We start from the raw sequence: 18,561 nt of genomic DNA on the forward strand, positions 1-18,561 counted from the left end.
CGGCCGCGTTATGACGGCTGCCGCATACAAAGGCGGTTTCGCGGACCACCCTCAACCTCGCCGGATCGTCCAGCTGATCGCCAGCTAGGTGATCTACTCGAGAGCGGCGAAGATCGCCGACGTGTAGGTCTCGGCGCGGTCGGACCCGATGATCCCGGGCGCCATCTTGTTCATCACATACGAGATGGTGGTCTTCTTGTCCGGCACCATGATCGTCAGCGACCCGCCCCAGCCGCCCCAGAAACAGATCCGCTCGTCGGGCAGGTAGGGAAGCGTCGCCGGTTCGGGCAGCCCGAACCCGATACCGAACCGCAGTGGCACTGCGAGCACCAGATCCGGGCCACGGGTCTGCTCGTCGAAGATCCGGTCGATGGTGCCCGCCGACATCGACAGCGGTCCCACACTGCCGCGGGAGATCAGCGACAGCGTTCGCACCAGCGCACGGGCGTTGGTGTGCCCATTGGCGCCGCCGATGTCCGCCGCGCGCCACGCCGGGGTGTTTGCCGCTTCAGCGTCCATCGGCGGGCTGGTGAGCGTCCGGATCATCAGCGAGTCCGGCGGAATGTGCGCCAGCATTTCTTCGAGCGACGGCGGCGGGATGACAGGGGCGATCCGGTCGATGTCGCTCTCGGCGGCCCCGATCTGCAGGTCGACGCCGAGAGGCCCGGCGATCTCGGCTGCCACGAACTCCTTGAGCGACTTGCCGGTGACCCGGCGCACCAGCTCGCCGTTCAGGTGCCCGAAATTGAGCGCGTGATAACCCGACGCGGTGCCGGGCTCCCACCACGGCGTCTGGCTCGCCAGTCGCTCGGTCGAGAGCGTCCAGTCGTACATGTCGTCGATCGTGAACGGCTGTTCCCAGGCTGACACGCCCGAGCTGTGCGACATCAGATGCCGCACCAGGATGCCCTCCTTGCCGCCGGCCGCGAACTCCGGCCAGTACTGCGCCACCGGTGCGTCAACGTCGATCAAGCCGCGGTCGACGCACATCAGCACGGCGAGCGCGGTGACCTCCTTGGTGGTCGACCAGACGTTGACGATGGTGTCGCGCTCCCACGGCTGGGTGCGGCCGATGTCACGATGACCACCCCAGATATCGACGACGAGTTCACCGTCGATATCGACCGCGATCGCGGCGCCGACCTCCTCGTCGGCCTGGATGTTGGCGGCCAGGGCATCGCGGACCGCGGTGAACCGCGGATCACAGGTGCCGCTGACGGTGGCGTCGCTGACAGCTGACGGTTCAGAGGGAGTCATGAAGGCAATTGTGAGCCATGTCATACGGATTCGGCTGCGTTTCCCGGGGCTTGGCAGGGCGTGGCGATAATCGCTGGCCGGACCGCATATCCTGGGTGTGTTCAGCTGTCAATGCCTTGTTACGCAAGCACCGATGAGCACTGGGAGAGTCGTGTCGTCAACCATCTCGCTGGCCCGCACCGATCTGCGTGGGGTGGCGGTCAGCTCGGCCGCCCTGCGGCGGTCGTTGCCACGCGGCGGAACCGACATCGATTCGGTGCTGCCGACGGTCAAGCCGGTGGTCGACGCCGTCGCGCAGCGCGGTGTCGCGGCGGCGCAGGAGTTCAGCGAGAAGTTCGACGGTGTGCGGGCCCCAGAGCTGCGGGTGCCGGCCGAGGTGATCGCTGCAGCCCTCGATGAGCTCGACGCCGATGTGCGCGCCGCGCTGGAAGAAGCGATTCGGCGCACCCGGCTGGTGCACGCCGACCAGCGCCGCACCGACACCGTGACCCGCCTGGACGACGGCGGCACGGTCACCGAGAAGTGGATCCCGGTGCAGCGGGTCGGCCTGTATGTGCCCGGCGGCAAAGCGGTCTACCCGTCGAGCGTCGTGATGAATGTCGTGCCGGCGCAGACCGCCGGCGTCGAATCGCTCGTGGTGGCGTCGCCGCCGCAGGCTGATCACGGCGGCTGGCCGCACCCGACGATCCTCGCCGCGTGCGCGCTGCTCGGCGTCGACGAGGTGTGGGCGGTCGGCGGAGCCCAGGCGGTGGCGCTGCTGTCGTATGGCGATGACGACCAGGGGCTGGAGCCGGTCGACATGATCACCGGCCCCGGCAACATCTACGTGACCGCGGCCAAGCGGTTGTGCCGTGGCGTCGTCGGAATCGATTCCGAGGCCGGCCCGACCGAGATCGCGATCCTGGCCGACGCGTCGGCCGACGCCGAGCACGTCGCCGCCGACCTGATCAGTCAGGCCGAACACGACGACATCGCCGCCTCGGTGCTGGTCACCGATTCGGTCGAGCTCGCCGATGCGGTCGACGGCGCGGTGGCACGCCAGGCCGCGGCGACCAAACACGCCGAGCGCGTGGCAACAGCACTGAACGGCAAGCAGTCGGGAATCGTGCTCGTGGACGACCTGGAGCAGGGGCTGCAGGTCGTGGATGCCTATGCCGCAGAGCATCTGGAGATCCAGACGCGCGATGCCCAGGTGGTGGCGGCACGGGTGCGCAACGCGGGCGCGATCTTCGTCGGCCCGTACGCGCCGGTGAGCCTCGGCGACTACTGCGCCGGGTCCAACCACGTGCTGCCGACGTCGGGCAGCGCCCGCCATGCGTCGGGCCTGTCGGTACAGACGTTCCTCAAGGGCGTGCACATCGTCGACTACGACGAGGCGGCTCTGAAGACGGTTGCGGACGAGGTGCTGACCCTGTCCAAGGCCGAGGATCTGCCCGCGCACGGCGATGCGGTTCGGGTGCGGTTCGGTGATACGCGGTGAGCGTCGCGGATCGAGAGGGAGCGGGCTCGCGAATCACGTTGGATGAGTTGCCGGTTCGCAAGACACTTGTCGGTAAGTCGCCGTATGGCGCGCCGCAGCTGGACGTGCCGGTCCGGCTGAATACCAATGAGAACCCGCATCCGCCGTCGGAGGCGTTGATCGCCGACGTCGCCGAATCCGTGCGCGAGGCCGCGACGCAGCTGCATCGGTACCCGGATCGGGACGCGGTCGCGCTGCGTACCGACCTCGCGGCGTATCTGAGTGCGCGCACCGGGGTGCCGCTGACGGTCGAGAACCTCTGGGCGGCAAATGGTTCCAATGAGGTGCTGCAGCAGCTGTTGCAGGCGTTCGGCGGACCGGGGCGGACCGCGCTGGGCTTCGTGCCGTCCTACTCGATGCACCCGATCATCGCCGACGGCACGGACACGCTCTGGCTGGATGCGAAGCGCGCGAGCGACTTCTCCATCGACGTCGAGTACGCGGTCACCGAGGTCTCGTCGCTGCGGCCGCACGTCGTGTTCGTCACCTCGCCGAACAATCCGACCGGACAGTCGATTTCGCTCGACGACCTGCGTCGGATCGTGGAGGCGGCACCGGGGATCGTGATCGTGGACGAGGCGTACGCCGAGTTCTCGGCCGCGCCGAGCGCGGTCACGCTGATCGACGAGTTCCCGGCGAAGGTGATCGTGTCGCGGACGATGAGCAAGGCGTTCGCGTTCGCCGGCGGCCGGCTCGGGTACCTCGCCGCCGCGCCCGCGGTGATCGAGGCGTTGCTGCTGGTGCGGTTGCCGTATCACCTGTCTGTGGTCACGCAGGCCGCCGCACGCGCGGCGCTGCGGCACGCCGACGACACCCTCGCCGGCGTCGACGCGATCATCGCCGAGCGCGAGCGGGTGGCGACGACGCTGACCGAGCAGGGCTACAAGGTGGTCGACAGCGACGCGAACTTCCTGCTGTTCGGTGACTTCGCCGATGCGCCGGCGAGCTGGCAGCGGTTCCTCGACCGTGGCGTGCTGATCCGCGATGTCGGAATCCCGGGTCACCTGCGCGCCACCATCGGCCTGGCCGCCGAAAATGATGAACTACTGAAGGCGAGCGGCGAGCTTGCCGCAACCGACCTGGCCGTCTCGCCAACAACCGCCACCGCAGGAGGCACGTCATGAGCGACCGCATCGCCCGTCGCGAGCGGACGACGAAAGAGTCGTCGATCACCGTCGAGATCAACCTCGACGGCCGGGGCGACACCGAGATCTCCACCGGCATCGGCTTTTTCGACCACATGCTGACCGCGTTCGGCGCGCACGGCAGCTTCGACCTCAAGGTCGCGGCCAAGGGAGACGTCGAGATCGAGGCGCATCACACGGTCGAGGACACGGCCATCGTGCTCGGCCAGGCGATCGCCGATGCGCTCGGCGACAAGGCCGGGATCACCCGCTTCGGCGATGCCTGGATCCCGATGGACGAGACGCTGGTGCAGGCGATCGCCGACGTGTCCGGCCGGCCGTACTGCGTGTTCACCGGCGAGCCCGATCACCTGCTGACCACGGCGATCGGCGGCGGCGACGCAGGTGTTCCGTACAACACCGTGATCAATAGGCACGTGTTCGAGTCGCTGGCCATCAACGCGCGGATCGCGCTGCACGTGCGCACGATCTACGGTCGCGACCCGCACCACATCACGGAGGCGCAGTACAAGGCGGTCGCCCGGGCGCTGCGCGCCGCGGTCAGCCTGGATCCGCGCCGGGAAGGCGCCATTCCGTCCACCAAGGGCAGCCTGTGACGGGCGGGACGAGCGAAACGAGCGATCGATGACTCCGAGCGTGGCGATCCTCGATTATGGGTCGGGGAACCTGCGGTCGGCACAACGCGCGCTGATGCGCACGGGCGCCGAGGTGACGCTGACCTCCGATGCCGACGTCGCGATGGCGGCGGACGGCCTGGTGGTTCCGGGGGTGGGCGCTTTCGACGCGTGCATGACGGGCTTGCGCGCGGTGCAGGGCGACCGGATCATCGGCAAGCGGCTCGCGGGCGGTCGACCGGTGCTGGGCATCTGCGTCGGCATGCAGATCCTGTTCGAGCGGGGCGTCGAGTTCGGGGTGCAGACCGAGGGCTGCGGCGAGTGGCCGGGCGAGGTCAACCGTCTCCACGCACCGGTGCTGCCGCACATGGGCTGGAATACCGTTGCGGCGCCGGAGGATTCGGTGCTGTTCGCCGGAATGGACCCCGAGACGCGGTTCTATTTCGTGCACTCGTACGCCGCGCAGACATGGGAACTGGCGGACGACGAGCTGATCTCGCCGGCCAAGCTCACCTGGGCCGAGCACGGCGGCCGGTTCCTGGCGGCCGTCGAGAACGGTCCGCTATCAGCGACGCAGTTCCACCCGGAGAAGTCCGGGGACGCCGGTGCCGCGCTCCTCAAGAACTGGGTGGCGACGCTGTGACGGGCCGCGGTAATCGCGCCGATCTGCCGCCGTCGATCGGCCGCATCGCGCTGCTCTCGATCTCGGCCGGGATCGTGACTCTGCTGATCTCGGTCCCGATCATCCTCGGACTCGCCACCGTGTCGCCGCTGGCGGCCCTGATCGTCGCGCTGCTGGCGATCGTCCTCTGTGTCGCGGTGATGGGAATCGTCGCGAACCGCATCGTCAACAAGATGGTGGACCGCGAGATGGCCCGCCGCGCAAATAAAACCGATATTCGGAAAACAGAAGGGGAATGACACCGATGGGTGCCGCACTCGAACTCCTGCCCGCCGTCGACGTCGCCGATGGCCAGGCGGTCCGCCTGGTTCAGGGCGCCGCCGGCACCGAGACCAGCTACGGCTCGCCGCGCGAGGCCGCGCTGGCCTGGCAGCGTGACGGCGCGGAGTGGGTGCACCTGGTCGACCTCGATGCCGCGTTCGGCCGGGGCAGCAACCGTGAGCTGCTGGCCGAGGTGATCGGCGAACTCGATGTGAAGGTGGAACTGTCCGGCGGCATCCGCGACGACGATTCGCTGGCCGCCGCGCTGGCCGCGGGTCCCACCCGGGTCAACCTGGGCACCGCCGCCCTGGAGAACCCGGAATGGTGCTCGAAGGTCATCGCCGAGAACGGCGACAAGGTCGCCATCGGCCTCGATGTACAGAATGTCGATGGCAACTGGCGCCTGCGCGGTCGCGGCTGGGTGTCCGACGGGGGTGACCTGTGGGAGGTGCTCGACCGGCTCGAGCGTGACGGCTGCGCACGCTACGTCGTCACCGACGTGTCCAAGGACGGCACGCTGACCGGCCCGAACCTGGAGCTGCTGCGCGAGGTCGCCGAGAAGGCATCGGCGCCGGTCGTGGCCTCCGGCGGCGTCTCGACGATCGACGATCTCGTCGCGATCTCCGGGCTCACCCGGTACGGCGTCGAAGGCGCGATCGTCGGAAAGGCGTTGTACGCCGGACGTTTCACCCTTCCCGAGGCCCTGGCGGCGGTACGCGCGTGAGTGTTCGTCCGGATCTCGATACCGCGCGGCTGCTGGACGACGCTGCCGCGGTGCTGGATTCGGTCACCGAGCGCTTCATCGACGGCCTGGGCGCGCCGAGCGCGGTGACCAAGGGCGGCGGGGGCGACTTCGCCACCGAGCTGGATCTCGAACTCGAACGCATCATCTCGGCCGAGCTGGGCGAGCGCACCGGAATCGGAGTGCACGGCGAGGAATTCGGCGGTCCGGCGGTCGACGAAGACACGGTCTGGATCGTCGACCCGATCGACGGCACGTTCAACTATTCGGCCGGCCTGCAGATCACCGGGATGCTGCTGGCGCTGGTGTCGGACGGGCAGCCGGTGCTCGGGCTGACCTGGTTGCCGCTCAACAACCTGCGTTACCAGGCGCATATCGACGGCCCGGTCTACTGCAACGGCGAGGCGCTGCCGACGCTGTCGCCGATGGCATTGCGGGACTCGATGATCGGCTACGGTGCCTTCAACGCGGCGGCCGGCGGGCGCTACCCGGGGCAGTGGCGAGTGGACGTTCTCGGTGAGCTGTCCAGGAGAGTCTCCCGGATCCGCATGTTCGGCTCCACAGGTGTCGACATGGCCTACACCGCGGCGGGAACCATCAGCGGAGCAATCACTTTCGGCGGTCATCCGTGGGACAACGCGCCGGGCGCCGCCCTGGTGCGCGCGGCCGGCGGCGTGATCTCCGACGTCGACGGCAACCCGTGGACGGTGAATTCGCCGTCGCTGGTGGCCGCCGCCCCGGGTGTGCACGAGGAACTGATCGCGATTCTGGCCAGTCAGGAGAGAACCCAATGACAGTGGCAGTACGGGTGATTCCCTGCCTGGACGTCGACGACGGCCGGGTGGTCAAGGGCGTCAACTTCATGAACCTGCGTGACGCGGGCGACCCGGTACAGCTGGCCGCCGCCTACGACGAGCAGGGCGCGGACGAGCTGACCTTCCTGGACGTGACCGCGTCCAGCGGGGGCCGCGCGACCATGCTCGAGGTGGTCAAGCACACGGCCGACCAGGTCTTCATCCCGTTGACCGTCGGCGGCGGCGTGCGGACGGTCGACGACGTGGACATCCTGCTGCGCGCCGGCGCCGACAAGGTGGGCGTCAACACGGCGGCCATCGCGCGACCGGACGTCTTGCGGGAGATGAGTAATCGGTTCGGGTCGCAGTGCATCGTGCTGTCGGTGGACGCCCGCACCGTGCCGGAGGGCGAGAAACCGACGCCGTCGGGTTGGGAGGTCACCACGCACGGCGGCCGCAAGGGCACCGGCATCGACGCCATCGAATGGGCGCGGCGCGGCGAGGAACTCGGCGTGGGCGAGATCCTGCTGAACTCGATGGACGCCGACGGCACCAAGGACGGGTTCGACTTGAAGATGATCGCCGCGGCGCGGGCGGCCGTGTCGGTGCCGGTGATCGCCAGCGGCGGCGCGGGCAAGGCCGCGGATTTCGCGCCGGCGGTGCAGCAGGGGGCGGACGCGGTGCTCGCGGCGTCGGTGTTCCACTTCGGCGATCTGACGATCGGTGCGGTGAAGGATGCCATGCGGGCCGACGGAATCGTGGTGCGGTGATGACATTGGCACCCGAGATCGCGGACCGCCTGAAGCGCAACGCCGACGGACTGATCTGCGCCGTCATCCAGGAGTACGGCACCAACGAGGTGCTGACGGTCGCGTGGATGAACGACGAGGCCCTCGACCTGACGCTGCGCACCCGCAAAGGGACTTACTGGTCGCGCTCGCGTCAGCAGCTCTGGGTGAAGGGCGAGACCAGCGGCAACACCCAGTATGTCCGCGAGGTGCGCCTCGACTGCGACGCCGACGCCGTGCTGGTCATCGTCGAGCAGACCGGTCCGGCCTGCCACACCAACGCGCACAGCTGTTTCGGCGTCGACGACGAGCACGATCGACCGGAAGTCGACGTCATGCTGCTGCCCGATCCCGACACAACCAGAGAGGGCTGAGATGCCGCTGATTCAGATTTCGCAGACGCCCGGGCTGTCCGATCGGGTGAAGGCCGAGACCATCGCCGCCGTCACCGAGGCCTATGCCCGCGCGACCGGCAAAAGCCCGGATTCGGTGTGGGTCACCATCACCGAGGTGCCGCGGTCGCACTGGGGCGTCGGTGGGGAGCCGCTCGGGTGACGGCCGCAACGAGCGCCGGGACCACGTCGCTGGCCGAATTCCTGGACCTGGCACGCGACCATCGCGTCGTGCCGGTGACCCGCAAGGTGCTGGCCGACTCGGAGACCCCGCTGTCGGCCTACCGGAAGCTGGCCGGCGATCGGCCCGGTACCTTCCTGCTCGAGTCGGCCGAGAACGGGCGCTCGTGGTCGCGGTGGTCGTTCATCGGGGTGGGTGCGCCGTCGGCGATCACCGTCGCCGATGGCGAGGCCGCCTGGTGGGGCCAGGTACCGGCAGGCGCGCCGACCGGCGGCGACCCGCTGGACGTGCTCGACGCGTCGCTGAAACTGCTTGCCACCGACCATCTTCCGGGCCTGCCGCCACTGACCGGCGGATTCGTCGGCTACCTGGCCTACGACATCGTCCGCCGGATCGAGAAGCTCCCGGACACCTGCGAGAACGATCTGCAGCTGCCCGACCTGGTGATGCTGCTGGCCGCCGACCTGGCCGCCGTCGACCACCACGAGGGCACGATCACGCTGATCGCCAACGCGATCAACTGGGACGGCACGGATGCGCGGGCCGAGGAGGCCTACCAGGACTGCGTCGCGCGGCTCGATGCGATGACGGCGGCTCTCGCCGCGCCGGCCGAGTCGACGGTGTCCACCTACGAGCGCCGCGATCCGGACTTCCGGGTGCAGCGCAGCTTCGAGGAGTACGCGCCGATCGTCACCGACCTGGTCGAGCAGATCGAGGCGGGCGAGGCATTCCAGGTGGTGCCGTCGATCCGCTTCGAGATGGATACCGAGGCCGATCCGGTGGACGTGTATCGCATTCTGCGCGCGTCCAATCCGAGTCCCTACATGTATCTGGTGCGGGTGCCCGGGATCGGTCGGCCCGACTTCACGATCGTCGGCTCCAGCCCGGAAGCGCTTGTGACGGTGCAGGATTCGATCGCCACCACGCACCCGATCGCCGGTACGCGGCCGCGCGGCGCCGACGACGAGGAAGATCTGCTGCTGGAGAAGGGCCTCGTCGCCGACGAGAAGGAGAACTCCGAGCATCTGATGCTGGTGGATCTGGGTCGCAATGACATCGGCCGCGTCGCCGAGCCGGGCACCGTCAAGGTGCACGACTACCGGCATGTCGAGCGCTACAGCCACGTGATGCACCTGGTGTCGACCGTGACCGGGCATCTGCGGGCCGACAAGTCGGCGCTGGACGCCGTGAAGGCCTGCTTCCCGGCCGGCACGCTCACCGGTGCGCCGAAGGTGCGGGCCATGGAGCTGATCGACGAACACGAGCTCACCCGCCGCGGGCTGTACGGTGGCGTCGTCGGCTATCTCGACTTCGCCGGCAACGCCGACACCGCGATCGCGATCCGCACCGCGGTGATGACCGGCGACAAGGCGTACGTGCAGGCCGGCGGCGGGATCGTCGCCGACAGCCAGCCCGACTACGAGTACGCCGAGGCCAACAACAAGGCGCGGGCAGTGCTTGCCGCGATCGCGACCGCAGGCACGATGAGCCGCGTCGACCCCCATGAGGCGCGACAGCACAGTGAGGCGGGACGATGAGCGACGAGCCGACCGACGCGACGGCTGATCAGCCGGATACGGCTCAACCGGATACGGCGACCCAGGACGCGGCGAAGATCCGCAAACGGCGGATGGGGATTGCGGGACTGGCGCTGGTGCTCGGCGCCGTGTGTCTGTGGGCCGCATCGCGGATGACCTGGGCGAAGCTGACCGCCTACGACCACCTCCAGGTGAAGACGTTCAAGGCGACCGGCAGCGATTGGTCGCCGTGGCTGATCGCGGTGCCGATCGTGCTGGTGGCCGCGCTGGCGGCGATGGTGGCGCTCAAGGGTTGGGCGCTGCGGGTCGCCGCCGTGGTGGTCGCCGTGCTGTGCGTGCTCGCGGTGATCCCGACGATTTCGACGCTGACCGGCGGAAACAACGTCAACTACGCGACCAAGGCCGCCGACGTCCCGGGGCTGTTCATCGTCGAGTCGATCTCGACCCCCAAGTGGCCGGCGGTGCTGGTCGTGGTGGGGGCGATCTTCGGAGTTTTCGGTGCCGTGCAGATGATGCGGCTGGCCGTCGGGGCGACCGGGTTGTCGTCGAAGTACCAGACGCCCGCTGCGCGCCGGGCCGAGCTGGAACGCGAGATCTTTGACAAGAAGACGTCGGGATCGGCGTCGGGCGGCTCCTCGGCGGGCGACTCATCGTCGGGCGGATCCTCGACGGATAAGGCCGCTCCCGCCGACCCGAGTGACCGGCTGTTGTGGGACGCGCTCGACTCCGGCGAGGATCCGACCGATTCGAAATAGCCAGGCCGGAGGCCGGGCATTCGGAGGTGCCGCCGAGCGGCCCAAATCTCCGACGCTGGGTAGTAGATCTGGACAGGTACCCGGCGGATTCCCGTCCAGGGTCCGCGTCTACGCTCGGATAGATAAACGTGATGGGTAGCGAAAAGGGGATAGGCGCCGTGGCCAGCGAGACCGTGCTCGACTCGATTATCGAGGGAGTGAAAGCCGATGTGGCAGCACGGGAATCCGTCGTCGATCTGGCGACGGTGAAGGCCCTGGCCGCCAAGGCGCCGGATCCGCGCGACGCGGCCGCCGCACTGCGGGAGCCCGGCATCGGCGTGATCGCCGAAGTGAAGCGCGCCAGCCCGTCGAAGGGCGAACTCGCCGACATCGGCGATCCCGCTCAGCTCGCCAAGGCATACGAGGAGGGTGGCGCCCGCGTCATCAGCGTCCTCACCGAGGAGCGTCGGTTCCGCGGATCGCTCGCCGATCTGGACGCCGTGCGGGCCGCCGTCGACATCCCGATCCTGCGCAAGGACTTCATCGTCGGGCCGTACCAGATCCACGAGGCCCGCGCGCATGGCGCCGACGTCATCCTGTTGATCGTCGCCGCCCTGGAGCAGTCGGTCCTCGAGTCGCTGCTCGATCGCACCGAGTCGCTCGGCATGACCGCGCTCGTCGAGGTGCACACCGAAGAAGAGGCCGACCGCGCCCTGCAGGCCGGCGCCAAGGTCGTCGGCGTCAACGCACGCAACCTGAAAACGCTTGAGGTCGACCGGGATTCGTTTGCTCGGATCGCTCCGGGACTGCCCACCGAGACCCTGAAGATCGCCGAGTCGGGCGTGCGCGGCACCGCCGACCTGCTGGCCTACGCCGGCGCCGGCGCGGACGCCGTCCTCGTCGGCGAGGGCCTGGTGACCAGCGGCGACCCGCGGGCGGCCGTGTCCGAACTCGTGACCGCCGGTACGCACCCGTCCTGCCCCAAACCCGCCCGGTGAGCGAGCCTGCCCGGTGAGTGATCTCGAACTGCCTCCCGCCAGTGCGGGTCTGGCGACACGCACGACCCATGAGCCCGACGCGAAGGGTCACTGGGGCGTCTACGGCGGACGGCATGTCCCCGAGGCCCTGATGGCCGTCATCGACGAGGTCACCTCCGGCTACGAGAAGGCCCGTGTCGACGACGATTTCCTGCGTGAGCTGGATCGGCTGCAGCGGGACTACGTCGGTCGGCCGTCGCCGCTGTTCGAGGCCACCAAGCTGTCGGCCGACGCCGGCGGAGCGCGGCTGTTCCTCAAGCGAGAAGACCTGAACCACACGGGTTCTCATAAGATCAACAACGTCCTGGGGCAGATCCTGCTGGCCAAGCGAATGGGCAAGAACCGGATCATCGCTGAGACCGGCGCCGGTCAGCACGGCGTCGCCACTGCGACGGCGTGCGCGCTCCTGGACGCCGAATGCGTCGTCTACATGGGCAAGGTCGACACCGTCCGCCAGGCGCTCAACGTCGCCCGCATGCGGCTGCTCGGTGCCACGGTCATCGCCGTCGAAAGCGGTTCGGCCACCCTGAAGGACGCGATCAACGAGGCGATGCGTGACTGGGTGACCAACGCGCACAACACCTATTACTGCTTCGGCACCGCGGCGGGACCGCATCCGTTCCCGGCGATGGTGCGCGACCTGCAGCGCATCATCGGCATGGAGGCGCGGGCGCAGATCCAGTCGGCGCTCGGTCGGCTGCCGGACGCGGTCGTGGCCTGCGTCGGCGGCGGATCGAACGCGATCGGGATCTTCCATCCCTTCGTCGATGACGCCGGCGTCCGCCTGGTCGGCTACGAGGCGGCCGGCGATGGCGTCGAAACCGGCAGACACGCAGCGACATTCACCGGTGGTACGCCGGGTGCGTTCCAGGGTGCCTATTCGTATCTGCTGCAGGACGAGGACGGACAGACCATCGAGTCGCATTCGATCTCGGCCGGGCTCGACTACCCGGGCGTCGGGCCGGAGCATGCGTACCTGAAGGACATCGGCCGCGCCGAATACCGTCCCGTCACCGATACCGAGGCGATGGACGCACTCGCGCTGCTCAGCCGCCGCGAGGGCATCATCCCGGCCATCGAGTCCGCGCACGCCGTGGCCGGCGCCCTGCAGCTGGGCCGCGAACTGGGCTCGGGCGCCGCGATTCTGGTGAACATCTCCGGGCGCGGCGACAAGGATGTCGATACCGCCGCCCGCTGGTTCCATCTGTTCGACGAGGACGCTCCCGATCCCGCCGCGGCCGATCAGGCTTCGACCGAAGGCGGTCCGGCATGACGCTCGCCGATGTCTTCGCGAAGACGCGAGCCGAGCAGCGCGCGGCGCTCATCGGCTACCTGCCGGTCGGCTACCCGACGGTGCCCGGTTCCATCGATGCGATGACGGGGATGGTCGAATCCGGTTGCGACATCATCGAAGTCGGCATCCCGTATTCCGACCCGGTGATGGACGGCCCGACCATCGAGGCCGCCGCCGGGCAGGCCTTGGCCAACGGTGTCCGGGTGCGCGACGTGTTCCCGGCCGCCGAGGCGGTCACGGCCGCCGGCGGTGCTGCCGTGGTGATGACCTACTGGAATCTGGTGCTGCGCTACGGCGTCGACGCGTTCGCGCGGGATCTCGCCGCGGCCGGGGGCCTCGGCATCATCACGCCGAATCTGATTCCCGAAGAGGCCGACGAGTGGATGGAAGCATCCGACAAGCACGGCCTGGATCGGATCTTCCTGGTGGCGCCGTCATCGACCGAGGAACGCCTCGCGATGACTCTCGACGCCTGCAGCGGATTCGTCTATGCCGCATCGACGATGGGCGTCACCGGCGCCCGCGACGTGGTCTCGAATGCGGCCCCCGAGCTGTGCCGTCGCATTCGCGAGCACAGCGACATCCCGATCGGCGTCGGACTCGGCGTCCGCAGCGGCGCGCAGGCGGCCGAGATCGCGGGCTATGCGGACGGCGTGATCGTCGGATCGGCGCTGGTCTCGGCGGTGGCCGAGGGTGAGGACGCCGTGCGCGGCCTGGTCACCGAACTGGCCGACGGCGTGCGCGCAGCCCGGGTTTAGCGACTCCCTGCAGTAAGGTCGGCGGAATGCAGACTGGCGTGACGCAATCTGACGTGCTCGCGTACATTCCGAGCCCGCCGCAGGGCGTGTGGCACCTGGCCGGAGTCCCGATTCGCGCGTATGCGCTGTTCATCATCGTCGGCATCATCGTCGCGGTGTTCTGGGGCAATCGGCGCTGGATCGCCCGCGGCGGTCGCGATGGGGAAGTGCTGGACATCGCCATCTGGGCGGTGCCGTTCGGCCTGATCGGCGGCCGGCTGTATCACCTGGCCACCGACTGGAACACCTACTTCGGCGACGGCGGCAAGCAGCCGATCGATGCACTGAAGGTGTGGGACGGCGGTCTCGGCATCTGGGGCGCCGTGCTGCTCGGCGCCTTCGGCGCCTGGTTGGGAACCCGGCACCGCGGCATCAGCCTCCCGGCCTTCGGCGATGCCATCGGGCCGCCGATCCTGTTGGCGCAGGCCATCGGTCGGCTCGGCAACTACTTCAACCAGGAGCTGTTCGGAGCCGACACGACGATGCCGTGGGGCCTCAAGATCTACGAGCGCACTCCGGTCCTCGACCCGGACAGTCCGTGGACCAACATCAACGGCCACTCGACCGGCGAGGTCGTCCGGGTCGTGCAGCCGACCTTCCTCTATGAGCTGGTGTGGAATCTGCTCGTGGTGATCGCGCTGGTGATCATCGACCGCCGCTTCCGGATCGGTCACGGCCGCTTGTTCGCGATGTATGTCGCGGGCTACTGCGCGGGCCGATTCGTGATCGAGGCCCTGCGGCACGACTACGCGACGCACATCTTCGGCCTGCGGATCAACCTGTTCACCGCGGCCCTGGTGTTCCTGGCGGCGTCGATCTACATCCTGCTGGCGCCACGCGGTCGGGAAACGCCGGTCGAGGTGTACCGCCCGGGTCGGGCGCCGGAGGAGTACTACGACGACGCCGATGATGAAGACGAGGCCGACGGAGCGACGGCCGACGGGGACACGGTCGACGGGGACACGGTCGACGGGGACACGGTCGACGGGGAGACAGCCGACGGCGACACGGCGGACGACACCGACTTCGAGGCGATCGCGGACGACTACGCTGACGAACTCGACGAGTCAGAGAAACCGCCGGCCGACGAGACGGACGAGGCCAAGCCCACTGAGCCCGAACCCGATTCGGCGAGAGACAACGACGCCGACGGCCCGGAAGCCGACGAGCCGGACGGCGACGACGCTGCCGAACCGACGAAGGACGAGACGGCCGAACCGGCGAAGGACGAGACCGCAGAATCGGCCGATACCGCCGAACCGGCCAAGACCGAGGACCGCGCGGACGAACCGGCCGAAGACACGGCTGCCGAGCCGGCCGATGCTGACTCCGACGATGCCGACGCAGATGACGCCGAGGATTCCGACGAGGACGAAGACATAGACGCCGACGCCGACGATTCCGACCACGAGGCCGACGCACCGGCAGCCGAGGAGCCGGAAAAGGCCGCGGTCGGCGATGCGACGGGCGAGGCCAAGCGCGAGTCGAAGAAAGCGTCCGACTGAACATTTCGCGAACTACTCCGGTTTGCCCACCGGTGGTCGGCAGCGTCATTGCGGCGGCGACTAGGCTCGTGCCGTGAGCCGTCGAACGAAAATCGTGTGCACCCTGGGCCCGGCGACCGACAGCGATGATCGGGTACGTCAGCTGGTCCAGACCGGAATGGACGTCGCCCGCCTGAATTTCAGCCACGGCAGCCATGCCGATCACGCGAAGATGTATGCCCGTGTCCGCAAAGCCGCCGACCAGACCGGTCGCGCGGTAGGCGTCCTCGCCGATCTGCAGGGCCCCAAGATCCGCCTCGGTCGGTTCAAGGAGGGGCGCACGGAATGGCTTGCCGGAGAAGAAGTTCGGATTACGGTCGAGGACTGCGAAGGCACGCATGACCGCGTGTCGACCACCTACAAGGAACTCGCCGAGGATGCACAGCCGGGCGACCGGCTGCTCGTCGACGACGGCAAGGTCGGACTGACCGTCCTGCGCGTTGATGGCAATGACGTCGTCTGCACCGTCACCGAAGGCGGCCCGGTCAGCAACAACAAGGGTGTCTCGCTGCCCGGCATGAATGTGTCGGTGCCGGCGCTGTCCGAGAAGGACATCGCTGATCTGGAGTTCGCCCTCAACCTGGGCGTCGACCTGATCGCGCTGAGCTTCGTCCGCGCTCCCGGCGACATCGACCTGGTGCACGAGATCATGGACCGCGTCGGGCGTCGTGTGCCGGTGATCGCCAAGCTCGAGAAGCCCGAGGCCATCGACAATCTCGAGGCCATCGTGCTGGCCTTCGACGCGATCATGGTCGCCCGCGGTGATCTCGGTGTCGAGCTGCCGCTCGAGGAAGTGCCGCTGGTGCAGAAGCGGGCGATCCAGATGGCGCGCGAGAATGCCAAGCCGGTGATCGTCGCGACCCAGATGCTGGAGTCGATGATCGAGAACTCCCGGCCGACCCGCGCCGAGGCGTCCGATGTCGCGAACGCCGTGCTCGACGGCGCCGACGCGGTGATGCTGTCCGGCGAGACGTCGGTCGGCAAGTACGTCATGGAGACCGTTTCGACGATGGCGAAGATCGTCCAGGCGGTCGAGCAGGGCAGTCGCAGTGTGCCGCCGCTGAGCCACGTGCCGCGGACCAAGCGCGGCATCATCTCGTACGCGGCCCGCGATATCGGCGAGCGCCTGGAGGCCAAGGCGCTGGTGGCCTTCAGCCAGTCCGGCGACACCGTCCGGAGGCTGGCTCGGCTGCACACCCGGCTGCCGTTGCTGGCGTTCACGCCGCTTCCCGAGATCCGTAATCAGCTGTCGATGAGCTGGGGCACCGAGACGTTCATCGTGCCACGCGTGGACAACACCGATGCGATGATCCGGCAGGTCGACTCGGCGCTGATGAACACCGGACGCCTGAAGCCGGGCGATCAGGTGGTGATCGTGGCCGGTGCGCCCCCGGGCACGGTCGGATCGACCAACCTGATCCATGTGCACCGAATCGGCGAAGAGGACCATTGAGCGAGCAGCCTGACCCCGCACATCGGTCCGACCTGGACCAGCTCCTGGCGCTCTTCGATCTGGAGCAGCGCGAGGACGACGTCTACATCGGTGAGCACCCGTCGGCGGTGGGACCGCGGACGTTCGGCGGTCAGCTACTCAGCCAGGGCATCGTCGCGGCGGGTCGCAGCGTCGAGCGGGAGACCCCGGTCCACGCGCTGCATGCGCATTTCATTCGCGCCGGCGATGTGTCGATGCCGATCGAGTACCACGTGCATCGCACGCGGGATGCGCGGTCGTTCGCCAATCGGCAGGTGACGGCGATCCAGGAAGGCGATGAGATCTTCACGATGCTCGTGGCTTTCCAGGACGCGGGCAAGGGTCTCGAACACGCTGTGGAGATCCCGGAGGTTCCGTATCCGGAGGACCTGCCGCCGCTCGGTGAGCACTTCAAGGGTTTCGAGGATCGCATCGCTGCGTTCGTCAATGCGATGCACCCGATCGACATCCGGTTCGCGAATGACCCGACCTGGAAGCTGCGCGAGGCGGGCGACAAGCTGGAGAACAACCGGGTGTGGATGCGCACCGACGGCCAGTTGCCCGACGAGAAGCTGCTGCATATTGCCGCCATGTGTTACGCGTCGGACACGACCGTGCTCGACTCGATCATCAGCATGCACGGCCTGTCTTGGGGTATCGATCGGCTGTTCGCGGCGACCGTGAACCACTCGATGTGGTTCCACCACGCCTTCCGTTTCGACGACTGGATGCTCTACGCGACCGAGTCGCCGGTCGCCGCGGGTTCGCGCGGCCTGGGCACGGGTCGGTTCTTCACTCGGGACGGCGCCCTCGCGACGACGGTCGTGCAGGAAGCGCTGATCAAGTACTTCCCGCCGCGCGGTTAGGGAGTCATCGCCCGGGTGCCTGAGTTTTCTGTTGCTGTGGGGCGAGCAGCGACAATTATTGTCGTCTGACCCCGAATTCCTGACAGAAAATCCGCGCGGTCGTCAGAACTGACGCTCGCGGAACTCCGGACTCTCGCGCTTCAGGCCGGCCTTACGAGCGATCCCCGAGTTGTAGCCGCGCAGCATCCGGAGCTGCAGCCGCTGTTCGGTGCCGAACGATGAGCGCGGACCCTGGTTCCAGGTCCGCTCGAACAGTTCCTTCGCCGCGGCGACCGCATCGGGCGACTGCTGCTTGATGACCTCGATGAACTCCATCGCCTCGGCCATCGGATCGTCGGAGACCTCCGACACCAGGCCGATCTGCTTGGCGTAGTCGGCGGTCAGCATCTCGCCGGTCATGGTGAGCCGCTTGGCGATATCGATGCCGGTCAGCTGGGCGATGCTCATCGACAACGACATGTCGGGGATCAGCCCCCACTTCGCCTCGAGAATCGACAGGTCGGCATCGGTTGCCGCATAACGGAAGTCGGCGCCGAGCGCGATCTGCAGGCCGCCGCCATAGCAGTGGCCGGTGATGACGGCGATCACCGGAACCGGCACCGATCGCCAGGCCCAGCCCGGCGTCTGGAAGGAGTTGGCGCCGGTAAGGGGGTTCGGCACAAAGGTTTTCGCAACGCCGACCCGATCCTTGCCGACGGTGCCGAAGTCGAGGCCGGAGCAGAACGACGACCCGTTGCCGTAGATGAGCACGGCGCGCAGCGACTTGTCTTTGGCGGCCCGCTCGGCCGCCGCTGTGAGGCCGTCGAGCATCGGGAGCGTGAGTCCGTTGTGCTTGTCGGGCCGATTGAGCCGGACGTGGGCGACGTGATCGATGACTTCGTATTCGATTTCCGACATGGGCCCAG

At 68.1% G+C, this 18,561-nt stretch carries 20 protein-coding genes; 18 read left to right on the forward strand and 2 right to left on the reverse strand.

Features of this window, described 5'->3' with window-relative positions; all coding sequences use genetic code 11:
• Positions 1-93: 93 nt before the first annotated feature.
• A complete protein-coding gene (locus tag G341_RS0113660) occupies positions 94-1,257 on the reverse strand; it encodes a serine hydrolase domain-containing protein (protein ID WP_018179712.1) in 1,164 nt (387 codons plus the stop codon).
• Between the two features lie 151 nt (positions 1,258-1,408).
• On the opposite strand from G341_RS0113660, the gene hisD reads away from it, so the two are divergent.
• From hisD to G341_RS0113750, 18 genes are all read left to right on the forward strand, one after another.
• Positions 1,409-2,737 carry a histidinol dehydrogenase gene (gene hisD, locus G341_RS0113665; protein WP_018179713.1) on the forward strand — a complete coding sequence of 443 codons (1,329 nt, stop codon included), beginning with the start codon at positions 1,409-1,411 and terminating at the stop codon, positions 2,735-2,737.
• Complete coding sequence (locus G341_RS0113670) at positions 2,734-3,900, forward strand: histidinol-phosphate transaminase (protein ID WP_018179714.1); 1,167 nt, start codon at positions 2,734-2,736, stop codon at positions 3,898-3,900. Before hisD ends, G341_RS0113670 begins: the two co-directional genes overlap by 4 nt.
• Positions 3,897-4,517, forward strand: coding sequence for an imidazoleglycerol-phosphate dehydratase HisB (gene hisB / locus G341_RS0113675; RefSeq protein WP_018179715.1), 621 nt, complete (start codon positions 3,897-3,899; stop codon positions 4,515-4,517). Before G341_RS0113670 ends, hisB begins: the two co-directional genes overlap by 4 nt.
• Positions 4,518-4,545: 28 nt before the next feature.
• Positions 4,546-5,178, forward strand: a complete 633-nt coding sequence (gene hisH, locus G341_RS0113680) for an imidazole glycerol phosphate synthase subunit HisH (RefSeq protein ID WP_026303660.1) — start codon at positions 4,546-4,548, stop codon at positions 5,176-5,178.
• Positions 5,175-5,456: a hypothetical protein gene (locus tag G341_RS0113685; protein ID WP_018179717.1), complete on the forward strand. Its 282-nt coding sequence runs from the start codon at positions 5,175-5,177 to the stop codon at positions 5,454-5,456. The genes hisH and G341_RS0113685 overlap by 4 nt, the downstream gene beginning before the upstream one ends.
• Before the next feature lie 5 nt (positions 5,457-5,461).
• Positions 5,462-6,202 carry a bifunctional 1-(5-phosphoribosyl)-5-((5-phosphoribosylamino)methylideneamino)imidazole-4-carboxamide isomerase/phosphoribosylanthranilate isomerase PriA gene (priA, locus tag G341_RS0113690; protein ID WP_018179718.1) on the forward strand — a complete coding sequence of 247 codons (741 nt, stop codon included), beginning with the start codon at positions 5,462-5,464 and terminating at the stop codon, positions 6,200-6,202.
• The gene (locus G341_RS0113695) at positions 6,199-7,014 is read left to right on the forward strand and encodes an inositol monophosphatase family protein (protein ID WP_018179719.1); all 816 of its coding nucleotides are present in this window, start codon (positions 6,199-6,201) and stop codon (positions 7,012-7,014) included. Before priA ends, G341_RS0113695 begins: the two co-directional genes overlap by 4 nt.
• On the forward strand, positions 7,011-7,784 hold the full coding sequence (hisF, locus tag G341_RS0113700; RefSeq protein ID WP_018179720.1) for an imidazole glycerol phosphate synthase subunit HisF: 774 nt from the start codon (positions 7,011-7,013) through the stop codon (positions 7,782-7,784). Before G341_RS0113695 ends, hisF begins: the two co-directional genes overlap by 4 nt.
• Entirely contained in the window at positions 7,784-8,176 is a 393-nt protein-coding gene (gene hisI / locus G341_RS22070; protein ID WP_018179721.1) for a phosphoribosyl-AMP cyclohydrolase, read from the forward strand. The genes hisF and hisI overlap by 1 nt, the downstream gene beginning before the upstream one ends.
• A 1-nt stretch (position 8,177) precedes the next feature.
• A complete protein-coding gene (locus G341_RS0113710; RefSeq protein ID WP_018179722.1) occupies positions 8,178-8,357 on the forward strand; it encodes a tautomerase family protein in 180 nt (59 codons plus the stop codon).
• On the forward strand, positions 8,354-9,913 hold the full coding sequence (locus G341_RS22075; RefSeq protein ID WP_018179723.1) for an anthranilate synthase component I: 1,560 nt from the start codon (positions 8,354-8,356) through the stop codon (positions 9,911-9,913). Before G341_RS0113710 ends, G341_RS22075 begins: the two co-directional genes overlap by 4 nt.
• The gene (locus G341_RS0113720) at positions 9,910-10,668 is read left to right on the forward strand and encodes a Trp biosynthesis-associated membrane protein (RefSeq protein WP_018179724.1); all 759 of its coding nucleotides are present in this window, start codon (positions 9,910-9,912) and stop codon (positions 10,666-10,668) included. Before G341_RS22075 ends, G341_RS0113720 begins: the two co-directional genes overlap by 4 nt.
• Positions 10,669-10,799: 131 nt before the next feature.
• Positions 10,800-11,645, forward strand: a complete 846-nt coding sequence (gene trpC, locus G341_RS0113725) for an indole-3-glycerol phosphate synthase TrpC (protein WP_081622537.1) — start codon at positions 10,800-10,802, stop codon at positions 11,643-11,645.
• A 13-nt stretch (positions 11,646-11,658) separates the two neighbouring features.
• Positions 11,659-12,957, forward strand: coding sequence for a tryptophan synthase subunit beta (gene trpB / locus G341_RS0113730; RefSeq protein WP_018179726.1), 1,299 nt, complete (start codon positions 11,659-11,661; stop codon positions 12,955-12,957).
• On the forward strand, positions 12,954-13,736 hold the full coding sequence (gene trpA, locus G341_RS0113735; RefSeq protein ID WP_018179727.1) for a tryptophan synthase subunit alpha: 783 nt from the start codon (positions 12,954-12,956) through the stop codon (positions 13,734-13,736). Before trpB ends, trpA begins: the two co-directional genes overlap by 4 nt.
• A 26-nt stretch (positions 13,737-13,762) precedes the next feature.
• Entirely contained in the window at positions 13,763-15,280 is a 1,518-nt protein-coding gene (gene lgt / locus G341_RS0113740; RefSeq protein ID WP_018179728.1) for a prolipoprotein diacylglyceryl transferase, read from the forward strand.
• Between the two features lie 73 nt (positions 15,281-15,353).
• A complete protein-coding gene (pyk, locus tag G341_RS0113745) occupies positions 15,354-16,772 on the forward strand; it encodes a pyruvate kinase (RefSeq protein WP_026303661.1) in 1,419 nt (472 codons plus the stop codon).
• Positions 16,769-17,656: an acyl-CoA thioesterase gene (locus G341_RS0113750; RefSeq protein ID WP_018179730.1), complete on the forward strand. Its 888-nt coding sequence runs from the start codon at positions 16,769-16,771 to the stop codon at positions 17,654-17,656. Before pyk ends, G341_RS0113750 begins: the two co-directional genes overlap by 4 nt.
• A gap of 102 nt (positions 17,657-17,758) precedes the next feature.
• Here G341_RS0113750 and G341_RS0113755 read toward each other — a convergent pair whose 3' ends face one another.
• Positions 17,759-18,553, reverse strand: coding sequence for a crotonase/enoyl-CoA hydratase family protein (locus G341_RS0113755; protein WP_018179731.1), 795 nt, complete (start codon positions 18,551-18,553; stop codon positions 17,759-17,761).
• Positions 18,554-18,561 lie beyond the last annotated feature (8 nt).

Origin of the sequence: Jongsikchunia kroppenstedtii DSM 45133 (assembly GCF_000380485.1) — a bacterium.
In the GTDB taxonomy this organism is placed as follows: Bacteria; Actinomycetota; Actinomycetes; order Mycobacteriales; family Mycobacteriaceae; genus Jongsikchunia; species Jongsikchunia kroppenstedtii.